General features: G+C 70.2%; 8 protein-coding genes. 3 read left to right on the top strand and 5 right to left on the bottom strand.

Annotation, left to right across the window (positions count from 1 at the left end):
• Nucleotides 1–35: 35 nt before the first annotated feature.
• Genes HMPREF3086_RS09275 through HMPREF3086_RS09255 form a run of 5 tightly spaced genes read right to left on the bottom strand, consistent with a single transcriptional unit; the run spans nt 36 to nt 6527 of the window.
• Nucleotides 36–2075, bottom strand: a complete 2040-nt coding sequence (locus HMPREF3086_RS09275) for a DEAD/DEAH box helicase (RefSeq protein ID WP_007631698.1) — start codon at nt 2073–2075, stop codon at nt 36–38.
• A gap of 55 nt (nt 2076–2130) precedes the next feature.
• Nucleotides 2131–3372 carry an MFS transporter gene (locus HMPREF3086_RS09270; RefSeq protein ID WP_070721513.1) on the bottom strand — a complete coding sequence of 414 codons (1242 nt, stop codon included), beginning with the start codon at nt 3370–3372 and terminating at the stop codon, nt 2131–2133.
• Complete coding sequence (locus HMPREF3086_RS09265) at nt 3369–4703, bottom strand: M20/M25/M40 family metallo-hydrolase (protein WP_070721512.1); 1335 nt, start codon at nt 4701–4703, stop codon at nt 3369–3371. Before HMPREF3086_RS09265 ends, HMPREF3086_RS09270 begins: the two co-directional genes overlap by 4 nt.
• On the bottom strand, nt 4700–5896 hold the full coding sequence (locus tag HMPREF3086_RS09260) for a type III PLP-dependent enzyme domain-containing protein (protein ID WP_083324372.1): 1197 nt from the start codon (nt 5894–5896) through the stop codon (nt 4700–4702). The genes HMPREF3086_RS09265 and HMPREF3086_RS09260 overlap by 4 nt, the downstream gene beginning before the upstream one ends.
• Nucleotides 5889–6527, bottom strand: a complete 639-nt coding sequence (locus HMPREF3086_RS09255) for a TetR/AcrR family transcriptional regulator (protein WP_070721510.1) — start codon at nt 6525–6527, stop codon at nt 5889–5891. The genes HMPREF3086_RS09260 and HMPREF3086_RS09255 overlap by 8 nt, the downstream gene beginning before the upstream one ends.
• 143 nt (nt 6528–6670) lie before the next feature.
• On the opposite strand from HMPREF3086_RS09255, the gene HMPREF3086_RS09250 reads away from it, so the two are divergent.
• The 3 genes from HMPREF3086_RS09250 (at nt 6671) to HMPREF3086_RS09240 (ending at nt 12832) form a co-directional block, all read left to right on the top strand.
• Nucleotides 6671–8005 (top strand): D-arabinono-1,4-lactone oxidase, encoded by a 1335-nt coding sequence (locus tag HMPREF3086_RS09250; RefSeq protein ID WP_070721508.1) that lies wholly within the window; start codon nt 6671–6673, stop codon nt 8003–8005.
• Between the two features lie 104 nt (nt 8006–8109).
• A complete protein-coding gene (locus HMPREF3086_RS09245; protein WP_070721506.1) occupies nt 8110–8805 on the top strand; it encodes a hypothetical protein in 696 nt (231 codons plus the stop codon).
• A gap of 154 nt (nt 8806–8959) precedes the next feature.
• Complete coding sequence (locus tag HMPREF3086_RS09240) at nt 8960–12832, top strand: multifunctional oxoglutarate decarboxylase/oxoglutarate dehydrogenase thiamine pyrophosphate-binding subunit/dihydrolipoyllysine-residue succinyltransferase subunit (protein ID WP_204649436.1); 3873 nt, start codon at nt 8960–8962, stop codon at nt 12830–12832.
• Nucleotides 12833–12880: the final 48 nt, after the last annotated feature.

Here is a 12880-nt window from a genome sequence, read left to right as displayed (position 1 = left end):
CCGGCGTCGACGCCGGCCTACCGCGGGAATCCGCGTCAGTAGCGATCCTGCCCGCCCCCGGAACGCCCCCGGAACCCTCCGCCGCCGCGACGGTCGTCATCCCCGCGGCGGAAACCGCCCCGGTCGTCGCGCCGGTTGTCGCGCCTGTCGTCCCGGCGATCCCCGTGCCGCTCGCCGCGACGGTCGGAGTAACCACCGCGGTCACCGCGATCGTCGCGCCGGTGGCCGCCCCCGCGCGGCTTCCCGCCGCGGTCGTCCCGGAACGAGGAGGGACGTCCCGCCGGCGCGCCACTGTCCGGCCGGATGTCGATCTCGGCGCCGCCGACGCGGATGCCCTTCATCGACTCGAGCTGATCGGAGGGCAGGCCGGCGGGCAGCTCCACGATCGAGTGATCGAAGCGGATCGAGATACGCCCGATGTCGCCCCCGCTGAGGCCGGCCTCGTTGGCCAGCGCACCCATGATGGATCCGGGCTTGACGTTGTTCCGCTTGCCCACGGCGATCCGGTACTGGGCCATGTCCTTGCCCGAGCGCGACGGCCGCGGCCCGTCGGAGAAGTTCCGCGCGGGGCGGTCGCGACGGTCGCCCCCGCGGTCGTCCTGCCGCTCACGCCGCTGGGGACGCTCGGGCTCACGCATGAGGAACTCGTCCGAGTTGCGGGACTGGGTGGCCAGTGCGGCCGCGATGTCGGCCATCGAGACCGAGTGCTCGGACGCGTACTCCTCCACGAGCCGGCGGAACAGCGCGATGTTGGGGTCGTCGAGGCTCTCGGTGATCGACTGTGCGAACTTGGCCATCCGCATCTCGTTGACGTCATCGACGCTGGGCAGCTGGACCTCCGTCAGCGGCTGCCTGGTCGCGCGCTCGATCTGGGACAGCAGTCGACGCTCGCGGGGGGTGACGAACAGCAGTGCGTGCCCGCTCCGGCCGGCGCGGCCCGTTCGGCCGATGCGGTGGATGTACGACTCGGTGTCGTGCGGGATGTCGTAGTTGACGACGTGGCTGATGCGCGGCACGTCGAGACCGCGGGCTGCGACGTCGGTCGCGACGAGGATGTCGGTGCGCCCGTCCTTGAGCGCCTCGATGGTGCGCTCGCGGAGGTTCTGGGGGATGTCGCCGTTGATCGGGGCGGCGGAGAAGCCACGTGCGCGCAGCCGCTCGGCGAGTTCCTCCGTCGCCGACTTCGTCCGGACGAACATGATCATCGCGTCGAAGTCCTCGACCTCGAGGATGCGGGTCAGGGCGTCGAGCTTGTCACGGTGGTTGACCAGAACGTAGCGCTGCTGGATGGTCGGCGCGGTCGACGTCTTGGAGGCGACCTTCACCTCGGTGGGATCGGTGAGGTACTTCTGCGAGATGCGTCGGATCGCGGACGGCATCGTGGCCGAGAACAGCGCGACCTGGGTGCTCTCCGGAGTGTCCGAGAGGATTCGCTCGACGTCCTCCTGGAAGCCCATCGCGAGCATTTCGTCCGCCTCGTCGAGGACGAGGTGCCGCAGGCCGGAAAGATCAAGCGTGCCCTTCTTGAGATGGTCGATGACCCGCCCGGGGGTGCCGACGATGATCTGCGCGCCCCGCCGGAGACCCGAGAGCTGGATACCGTAGGCCTGACCGCCGTAGATGGGCAGGACGTTCACCTGGGGCATGCCCGCGGAGTAGGTGACGCACGCCTCGGCGACCTGGAGCGCGAGCTCGCGGGTCGGCGCCAGGATGAGGGCCTGGGGGCTCTTCACCGACGGGTCGATCAGCGAGAGGATGGGCAGCGCGAACGCGGCCGTCTTGCCGGTACCGGTCTGGGCGAGCCCGACGACGTCCCGTCCCTCGAGGACGAGCGGGATGGTGGCCGCCTGGATGGCGGACGGCACCTCGTAACCGACGTCCCGGACGGCCTTCGCGACGGCGGGCGCGAGACCCATGTCCGCGAAGGTGACCGCGGCGTCCTCGGCGGGAGCCTCGTCGTGGGGGGCGTCGTCGCGGGATCCGGCGGGCGCGGCTACGGGCGTTTCGGGCGTGCTGGCGTCGGTGTCGACCTCGTCGCCGGCGGTGGCGGTACGGTCCTCGTCGTTGTTGTCCATGAGGCTTCACATGCTACGGCCTGCGAGGTCGGTTGAGCGACACGGCTTGCGCAGGTCACTCCCCCGCGGCCACCCTGTCGGCCGCCTGCCGGGGCTCCCTGGCCATGGCCCACGGCACCACCGCCGCCAGGAGGAGGACGCCGGAGACCGCGAAACCCGTCGGGTAACCCAACCGGTCCACCACCAGGCCCACGACCACGGGGCCGAGGATCGCCCCGGAGTCACTCGCCATCTGGAACGTGGCCAATACCTTGCCGCCGGCGCGGTCCGCGCCGATGACGTCGGCGACGGCCGCCTGCTGTGCCGGGTTGAGGATCCCCGCGCCCATGCCCGCCACCACCGACGCCGCGACGAGGAGTGGAACCGTGTCGCACCATCCCAGGGCGATGGTCGTGACGCCGGAGACGACGAGACCGGTGATCACCATCGGCCGCCTCCCGAACCGGTCCGACAGTCTGCCCGCCACCGAGACCACGGAGGCCGTGCCCACGGCGAAAAACGCCAACGCCGTACCCGCGATGCCGGCACCGGCGTCGAAATTGGCCGCGGCGAACAACGGGATGATGGCGACACGGACGCCGAACGAGGTCCAGCCGTTGACGAAACTGGAGATCAGCGCGGCACGGTAGCCGCTGTGACGCAACGCCTCGCCGACGAGCAACGGCTCCTGTTCGGGGGAGTCGTCATCGGGTGAGCGTCGACGGCCGCCGCGTAGGAACACGGCCACCACGCCGGTCGCCACGAGCAGGGTCCCGGCGTAGACGAAGAACGGGACGCGTATCCCGAACTCCGCCAGCAGTCCGCCCAGCACGGGCCCGCCGATGTTGCCGATGAGGAACGCGGTCGCGTACAGCCCGGCGATCCGTCCCCGCTCGCCCGGCGGTGAGAGCCTGGTCAACAGCGCCATCGCGGAGATGGTGAACATCGTGGACCCGAGACCGCCGAGGCCGCGGAAGACCAGCAGCTGCCAGTAGGACTGCGCCAGGCCGGTAGCCAGAGTGGAGACGACGACGATGAGCAGGCCGGTCATGTAGACCCATCGCTCCCCCATCCGGTCCACGAGGAACCCGCCGGCGGGCGCGAACACCAGTCGGAAGAAGGCGAAGGCGCTGACCACGACCGAGGCGGCGGCGACGGACACGTCGAAGTCGCGGGCGAACTGCGGCAGCACCGGCGCCACGAGTCCGTACCCGATCGCGACCGCGAACGCGGCCACGACGAGGACCCAGATGTCCACGGGCAGGCGCGTCCGCGGCGCGGCCCGCGCGGCGTCGCGGTCCTGCGTCGTGCCCCTCACGCCGACCGGAGCACGCGCGCGAGCACGTCGGCACCGAAGTGCAGCGCGTCGACGGGCACTCGTTCGTCGACGGCGTGGAAGTGCCCGAACACGTCGAACTCGTCGGGCACGCGCAGCGGGACGAATCCGTATCCGTCGATCCCCAGCTCGGCGAGATGCTTGTTGTCGGTGCTGGCGGGTAGGAGGTAGGGCACCACCAGGGCGTCCGGATCCGACTCGCGGACGGCCTCGCCGATCACGTCGACCAGGGGCGCGTCCGCCGGGGCCGCGATGGGCGGCTGCCAGATCCACTCGACCGACACGTCCGGCCCGAGCTCCCGCTCCACCTCCGCGCGGAACGTCTCCTCGCCGCCGGGCAGGACACGGCAGTCGATCTCGGCGTGCGCCTCGGTCGGGATGACGTTGGTCTTGTACCCGGCGGACAGGACGGTCGGCGACGCGGTGTGTGACAGGGAGGCGGCGACGAGCGGGCCGAAGTGGCCGAGGACCTCGAGGCGGTCCGGCAGCTCTGCGACGTCCCCGCTGCCGCCGGCGATACGGGCGACCGTCGCGGCGAGCGCGGTGTTGGCCTCGGTGGGTACCACCGGGAAGTCGATACCGGCGACGCGGTGGACCGCACCGGCGACGGCCGCGACGGCGTTGTCGGGCGTGGGGCGCGAGGCGTGAGCGGCGGCACCGTGCGCGGTCACCTTCGCCCAGGCCACGCCCTTCTCGGCGATCGCGATGGGGTACAGACGACGCCCCGCCACGGGCACCGACCACCCGCCGACCTCGCTGAGCGCCTGGGTCATGCCGTCGAAGATCTCGGGGCGTTCGCGGACGATCCACTTGGCGCCCATGATGCCGGCCGCCTCCTCGTCGGCGAAGAAGGCGAGCAGAAGGGGCCGGCGGGGGACGATCCCTTCCCGGCGGTAGTGGCGCACGACGGCGAGCATCATGCCGATCATGTTCTTCATGTCGACGGTGCCGCGTCCGTAGAGCCACCCGTCCCGGATCTCGCCCGCGAAGGGCGGGACGGACCAGTCCTCGGCGACCGCCGGCACGACGTCGACATGACCGTGCACGACGAGACCTCCCGCCTGCGGATCCGCCCCCTCCAACCGTGCGAACAGGCTGCCCCTGCCCGGCACCGACTCCACGAGTTCGCTGTCGATGCCGACCTCGCTGAGGTACTCGGCGATCCGCCGACAGACACGGGTCTCGCCGTCGCCGATCGTCGACGGATCACCGGTGTTGGTCGAATCGATGGCGACGAGGTCGGCCGTGATCGAGACGGCCTCCGCGCGCATCCGCTCCCGGGCCCCGTCGGTCATGTCGTGGGCGTCGGTCATCCGAAACACTTCCCTTCACCACGGTAGGTGGGCCAGCGGTCCACGAGGGCGGGCCCGTCAGCAGTCTCGTCCACCACGTGCAGCGTGTCGAACCGCTCGCACAGCTCACCCGCCTTGGCGTGCCTCCACCAGGCACGCCCGCCGATGGGCACCTCCCCGCGCACGGGCGTCTGGACCTCTCCGGCGCCCTCCCGGCCGAGGTATCGCATCCCCGCCGGCGCGACGGGCACCGGCAGTCGGTCCCCGCCCGGGGGTCCGGACGCGACGTACCCGCCGTAGAGGAAAGTGGTCAGCCCGGACGCGGGTCGGCGTACGGCGGGCAGCGCGAACATCAGGGCCGGCCGTGGGGTGAAGGAGCGGTACGCGTCGAACAGGCCCGGGGCGTACAGGCCGGACCCGGCGGTGACCTCCGTGACGGCCGGCGCCGCGGCGCTCTCCGCGACCGATCCCGTGCCCCCGGAGTTGATGATCTCGGGCGGCTCGCCGGTGATGTCCGCGATCACCCCGGCGACCGCCTCGCGCACCCCGCGGAGGCGACGCATCGACACGTGCTTGACGAGCCCGATCCCGGGCACGTCGTCCGGCACACCGGCGACCTGTGCCTCGTAGAACATCGCGCCGACCACGCGGAAGCCCTCGTCACTGGCGTGGCGCACCAGTGGTGCCACGTCCTCCGGGGTGCGGAGGGGGGATCGCCGGACCCCGAGGTGGACCGGGCCCAGCCGCAGCGACGAGTCGACGTCGATGCACACCCGGGCCCCGCTCGCGCCGGCCTCGCGGGCGATCGCCAGCTGGCGCGGGTCGTCGACCATCAGGGTCACGGCGTCGAGCGCGTCCGCGTCCGCACCGAGCCGGACCAGGGCCGAACGGTCGACCGTCGGGTACCCCACCAGGACGTCGTCGCACCCGGAATCGACGAGCCACAGCGCCTCGGCGAGGGAGTACGCCATGATGCCGCGGACCGTCGCGTCGCCGTGCAGGTCCGCGCCGAGGACCTCGCGGAGCACGCCACGCGACCGCACTGACTTGCCGGCGATGCGGATCCTCGTGCCCCCGGCCCGTCGGCGCAGATCGTCCAGGTTGGCGCGCAGGCTCGGAAGGTGTAATACGGCGAGCGGCGCGTCGATGCCCGCCGTCGCGGTGTCCAGAACCCCGGCGACCGCCCGGTGGTGAGCCGGGTCCGGCTCAGGCACCGTCGACCGGCCGCGCGTCCCGGACGATGAGGTCGACCGCGCGGTGCAACAGATCGTTGGCCTCGTCGTCGTCCCGGTAGATCTGCCAGCGCAGGCTGACGCCGGTGATGATCGAGAGCACCACCCGCACCATGTCGTCGAGGCCCATCCCCCACCGGACGCCGGCGGAGTCGGCGGTGCGTTCGAGCACCGACCGTACGATCGCCTCGTTGGACTCCTGCTGGTTCCGGGCCAGTCCGACCTCGGGGAGCCCGTGGGTCCGGAGAGAGTACGAGACGATCTCGTAGGTCAGCAACTGCCGATCCGGCGAAGCGGAGATCACGGCCCAGACGAGGTCGATCGCCTCGTACAGCCGACGGCGGAGGCCCTCCGTCCCGCGGGCGCCCGAATCGAAATCGACGCTCACGAACGCCCGCGCGGCCTGATGGACCTCGGAGTTCACCGCACCGATCACCTCGCGGATGAGCTCCTCCTTGTCCGTGTAGCAGTAGTGGACGACACCCAGGGACACGCCCGCACGCTCCGCGACGCCCCGCACGGTCACCGCCCCCAGTCCGTCGTGCTCGGCGATCTCGAGCGCGGCCTGGAGGAGTTGCGCCCGGCGCTGATCGGCAGGTAGTCGTCTGGTCACCCGTCCATGGTACGACGGCGAGGAGGGAGTAGACACCGATAACAGGCCTCTGCTACCCCGGCCGTCCGGGCCTCCGTCATCTATTCAGGTCGATTGTCCAGGACGGCTCCCGGTCCGGCCGCCCGCGGGTACTCTCTCCAGCCATGACGACCTCGGTGTCCCCCTGGCAGAACTGGGCTGGCAACGTGCTGGCGACCCCGTCGGATCGGCGGGCGCCCACGACAGTCGCCGAGGTGAGCGACGTGGTGACCGCGGCCGCGGAGCGTGGTGACCGGGTCAAGTGTGTGGGCGCCGGGCACTCCTTCACGCCGGCCGCGGCGACCGACGGGGTCCTGGTATCCCTTGACGACCTGACCGGCATCGAGTCGATCGTGCCGACCCGCGACGCGGCCGGCCGGGTCGACGGCGCCGACGTGACGGTCTGGGCCGGGACCCGCCTTCACCGGCTGGGCCCTCTGCTCTGGGAACTCGGGTTGGCGCAGCAGAACCTCGGGGACTTCGCGGAGCAGTCGCTCGCCGGCGCGGTGTCCACCGGGACCCACGGAACCGGGTGCGGAGCGCCCGGGCTGCCCGCCACCGTCGTCGGACTGCAGCTCGTCGCCGCCGACGGGTCCGTCCTCTCCTGCTCACCGACCTCGCATCCGGAGGTCTTCGAGGCCGCGCGCCTCGGGATCGGAGCCCTGGGGGTCATCACCAAGATGACGATCCGGTGCGTGCCCGCCTTCGCCCTGCGGGCCGAGGAACATCCGTGGACGCTCTCGGCCGCTCTGCAGGATCTGGAGGGGTTCGCCCGGTCCGCCGACCACGCCGAGCTCTTCTGGTTCCCGCACACCGACGCGATCACCGTCAAGCGCAACACCCGCCTGCCCGGCGACACTGAACTCAGTCCCGTGGGCCGCGTCCGCGAACTGGTGAGCGATGAGTTCCTGTCCAACGAGGCGTTCGACGCGTTGTGCCGCGCCGCGACGCGCAGGCCGACCCTAACGCCCCGGCTCAACCGCTTCGCCTCGCGGGCGCTGTCCGCCCGCGGGTTCACCGATCGCAGCTACCGCGTGTTCGCGTCGCCGCGGCGCGTGCGATTCCGCGAGATGGAGTACGCGGTACCCCTCGGTGCGGCCTCCAGCGTGCTGCGGGACCTGCGAGACACGATCGACCGGTCCGGCGTCGTCACGCCGTTCCCCGTGGAGGTGCGGTTCGCCGCCGCAGACGACGTGTGGATGTCCACGGCCCACCACCGCGAGGTCTGCTACATCGCCGTCCACCAGTACCACCGGATGGACCACACCGAGTTGTTCCGGCTGGCCGAGTCGATCTTCCTCGCATCGGGCGGGAGACCGCACTGGGGCAAAATGCACACCCGGACCGCCGCGGACCTGTCGACGATGGTCGAGCGCTTCGACGACTTCGTCTCGGTGCGCGACCGACTCGACCCCGATCGGCTCTTCGGCAACGAGTACACCGAGCGTGTACTGCCCTAGGTGGGCAGAACAACCTGGGGCGCGCCCCGCCCCGGGTTGCGTACCGTGGTGGTACTAGCGGCCCGAGCCGGCCGCCCGCCACGACCCCCAGGAGTGAGTGACCAGTGCCCGACCGCGTCCCAGCCGAAGCCGACGCCTCCGGTCCCGCCGCGGGGGTGGTGACGGCAGCTCTGCGCCGCGCGATCCGAGGTCAGGCCGGCGCCGCCCGAGCCTTCGTCCGCCAGCTCCGTCGCGCACACCCCGACGAGTCGCCCGCGCGGATCCGCGAACGTCTCGACAGCCGCTTCCTCGCCGCCGTCACCGCCTCCGGTGCGGCCGTGGGCGCCACCGCCGCCGTTCCCGGCATCGGCACGATCGTCGCGTTCGGCGCGGTGGGGGCGGAGTCCCTGGTGTTCCTGGAGGCGGCCGCCTTCTACACGCTGGCGGTGGCGGAGGTGCACGGCATCGACGTCCGTGAGGGCGAGCACGAGGAACTACTGGTCATGACCGTGATGCTCGGGGCGTCCGGCACGGCGATCCTCGCCAACGCGGTCGGGTCGTCCGGCGGGCCCGGCGGCGCGGCTTCGCTGGCGAGCAGGTCGCTGCACGTGCCCGGCCTCAAGGAGATCAACCGCCGCATGCTGAGGCGTTTCGTCCGTAAGTTCGCCGTCAAGCGCGCCGGGCTGGCGGTGGGCAAACTCGCGCCCGCCGGGCTCGGGGCTGCGGTCGGCGGCTGGGGCAACCGGCGACTCGGACGGACGGTCGTGGAGACCGCTGACGCGACCTTCGGCGCGCCCCCGACGGCATGGCCCACCGCATGAACAGACGACCCGGCCCACCGCGTGAACCCACGGTGACGGGCGAGTGGCATCCCCCTGTCAGGTGAGATCGGAAAGCCCCGATCGGGCAGACGGTCTAGCCTGGATCCATTGACGTGTGAAACCCACCACAGAACCAGAGAGGCACCACAACATCGTGAGCAACAACGTCTCACAGTTCGGACAGAACCAGTGGCTCGTAGACGAGATGTACGAGCGGTTCGCCAAGGACCCGTCCTCGGTGGACGAGTCCTGGCACGAATTCTTCAAGGCCAACCCGGAGGCCGCCTCCTCCTCCGGGTCCGGCTCCACCAACGGCACCGCCCCGCGCGGAACGGGCGGAGCCGGCGACCGGGCGCGGTCCGGCGGTGAGATCCGTGCGACGTCGAAGCAGTCGGGCAAGGCGGACAAGGGGACCGGAGCGGCCGAACCCGCCGAAGCCGGGTCCTCGGCGAAGAAAAAGGCCGCGGAGCTGACCGTCGACGACGTGACGCCGACGGCGTCCGCCAAGGACGTCGCGGCCAAGCCGGACTCCGACGCGTCGCCCCGTCGCAAGGCACGTGGACAGGGCGTACCCGCCCCATCGGGAACCCCGGAGACACGCAGGAAACCCGATACGCCGACGGTCGGCAAGCCCTCCCGTCCGCAGTACACGCCTCCTCAGGAGACGGAGACCAAGGCGCTGCGCGGGGCGGCCAACGCGATCGTCAAGAACATGAACGCGTCGCTCTCGCTGCCGACCGCGACCTCCGTCCGCGCGGTCCCGGCCAAGCTGATGATCGACAACCGGACGGTCATCAACAACCATCTCAAGCGCACGCACGGTGGGAAGATCTCGTTCACCCACCTCATCGGGTACGCGATGGTGCAGGCCATCAAGGTGTACCCGAACATGAACAACCACTACGAGGAGATCGACGGCAAGCCGCACACCGTCACCCCGGCGGGGATCAACCTCGGACTGGCCATCGACATGAAGACCAAGGCCGGTCGCTCGCTCGTGGTCGCGGCCATCCGCAACTGTGAGGCTCTCGACTTCCGCGGCTTCCTCGACGCCTACGAGGACATCGTCGCCCGCGCCCGCGAGGGCAAGCTGACGATGGACGACTTCTCGGGCGTCACGGTCTCGCTGACCAACCCGGGCGGTATTGGCACCGTGCACTCGGTGCCCCGTCTGACAGTGGGCCAGGGCGCGATCCTCGGTGTGGGTGCCATGGAATACCCCGCCGAGTTCCAGGGTGCCAGCGAGGAGCAGCTGGCCAACAACGCCGTCGGCAAGATCACCACCCTGACCTCGACCTACGATCACCGGATCATCCAGGGCGCGGAGTCCGGCGAGTTCCTGCGTGAGATCCACCGCCTGCTCCTCGCGGACGAGTTCTACGACGAGATCTTCGACGTCCTCGGCATCCCGTACGAGCCCGTCCGGTGGCGACAGGACATCACCGATCCCCGCGTCGACAAGGACGCCCGCGTCCTCGAGCTCATCGCCGCGTACCGCGATCGCGGCCACCTCATGGCCGACATCGACCCGCTCGACGGGAAGCACGCGCAGCGGCGCCGCACCTTCCACCCGGATCTCGACGTCAACTCGCACGAGCTCACCCTGTGGGACCTCGACCGTAAGTTCTCCGTCGGTGGATTCGTCGGCAAGGACAAGTTGCGTCTGCGCGACGTGCTGGCCGCGCTGCGCGCCGCCTACTGCCGCAAGATCGGCATCGAGTACACCCACATCCTCGAGAACGAACAGCGCCAGTGGATCCAGGAGCGCATCGAGGGGGTCGACGACAAGCCGACCGTCGCCGAGCAGAAGTACATCCTGTCCAAGGTCAACGCCGCCGAGGCCTTCGAGACCTTCCTGCAGACCAAGTACGTCGGTCAGAAGCGGTTCTCCCTCGAGGGCGCCGAGTCCGTCATCCCGATGATGGACGCGGTCATCGACGAGGCCGCCGAGTTCGGCCTGGACGAGGTCGTCATCGGCATGCCGCACCGCGGTCGCCTCAACGTGCTGGCGAACATCGTCGGTAAGCCCTACCGCCAGATCTTCACGGAGTTCGAGGGCAACATGGACCCCTCGGCCGCGCACGGCTCGGGCGACGTGAAGTACCACCTCGGTGCCGAGGGCATCCAGTACCAGATGTTCGGCGAGAACGAGATCAAGGTCTCGCTCACGGCCAACCCGTCCCACCTCGAGGCGGTCGACCCGGTTCTCGAGGGCATCGTCCGCGCCAAGCAGGACCTCATCGAGGACCCGGAGTGGCGCGCCGAGTACCCGGTCGTGCCGCTCATGCTGCACGGTGACGCCGCGTTCGCCGGCCAGGGTGTCGTCGCCGAGACGCTCAACCTCTCCCAGATCGACGGGTACCGCACCGGTGGCACGATCCACATCGTGGTCAACAACCAGATCGGGTTCACCACGGCCCCCGAGGCCGGCCGCTCCAGCCAATACGCCACGGACGTCGCCAAGATGATCGGCTCGCCGATCTTCCACGTGAACGGCGACGACCCCGAGGCGTGTGTGCGCGTCGCCCGCCTCGCGATGGACTTCCGTCAGCAGTTCAAGAAGGACGTCGTGATCGACCTCGTCTGCTACCGCCGTCGCGGGCACAACGAGGCCGACGACCCGTCGATGACCCAGCCGCGGATGTACGAGGTGATCGACGGCAAGAAGAGCGTCCGTCAGTCCTACACCGAGGATCTCGTCGGTCGTGGCGACATCACCGAGAAGGAGGCGGAGAACGCCCTCCGCGACTTCCAGGGTCAGCTCGAGCGCGTCTTCAACGAGGTCCGCGAGCTCGAGAAACACCCGGTCAAGGCCTCCGAGTCGATCCTGCCCAACCAGCCGCTGCCCAAGCGACTGGTGACGGCGGTGGACGAGTCGGTCATCCACGCGATCGGCGACGCCTTCGGCAACCTGCCGGAGGAGTTCCACATCCACCCGCGCGTGAAGCCGGTGTACGAGGCGCGCCAGAAGATGGCCTACAACGGCAACATCGACTGGGCCTTCGCCGAGCTCCTCGCGATCGGCTCGCTCGTCCGTGAGGGCAAGACCGTTCGCCTGGCCGGCCAGGACTCGCAGCGCGGCACCTTCACGCAGCGGCACGCGGTGGTGGTCGACAAGACCACCTCCGAGCCCTACTCACCGCTCCAGAACCTCGAGGACGCCGAGGGCCGCTTCGAGGTGTGGAACTCGGCGCTCACCGAGTACGCGGGCCTCGGCTTCGAGTACGGCTACTCCGTCGGCGACCCCGACGCGCTCGTGCTCTGGGAGGCGCAGTTCGGTGACTTCGTCAACGGCGCGCAGACCATCATCGACGAGTACATCTCGTCCGGTGAGGCCAAGTGGGGACAGAAGTCCTCGGTCACCCTGCTGCTCCCCCACGGCCACGAGGGCATGGGCCCGGACCACACGTCCGGCCGCATCGAGCGGTTCCTCCAGCTGTGCGCGGAGGGCTCGATGACCGTCGCCCAGCCGTCGACCCCGGCGAACTACTTCCACCTCCTCCGCCGCCACGCCACCGACGGCATCAAGCGGCCCCAGGTGGTGTTCACGCCCAAGTCGATGCTGCGCAACAAGAAGGCCGTCAGCGCGATCGCGGACTTCACCTCCGGCAAGTTCCGGTCCGTCCTCGATGATCCGACGTTCGCGGACGGGTCCAAGGACGCGGGCAAGGTCAAGACCATGCTGCTGGTGTCCGGCAAGCTCTACTACGAGTTGGCCGCCCGCCAGGAGAAGGAGGGCCGCGACGACATCGCGATCGTCCGCCTCGAGCAGCTCTACCCGGTCCCCCACCGCCGCATGCGTGAGGCGCTGGACCACTACCCGAACCTCACCGAGGTCCGCTGGGTCCAGGAAGAGCCGGCCAACCAGGGCGCCTGGAGCTTCCTCGCGCTCGAACTGCCGGAGCGGATCGACGACTTCCCGCCGCTCAAGCGGGTGTCCCGTCGCCCGATGGCCGCCACCTCGACCGGCCTGAGCAAGGTCCACGCCGTCGAGCAGAAGGCTCTGGTGGACGAGGCGTTCGCCTGATCCGACCCGAACCGGGAACGGGGCCCGGCCGCCATCGGCGGCCGGGCC

This window comes from Dietzia sp. HMSC21D01 (assembly GCF_001815995.1).
In the GTDB taxonomy this organism is placed as follows: Bacteria; Actinomycetota; Actinomycetes; order Mycobacteriales; family Mycobacteriaceae; genus Dietzia; species Dietzia cinnamea.
This window is presented reverse-complemented; position numbering and strand designations above follow the sequence as displayed.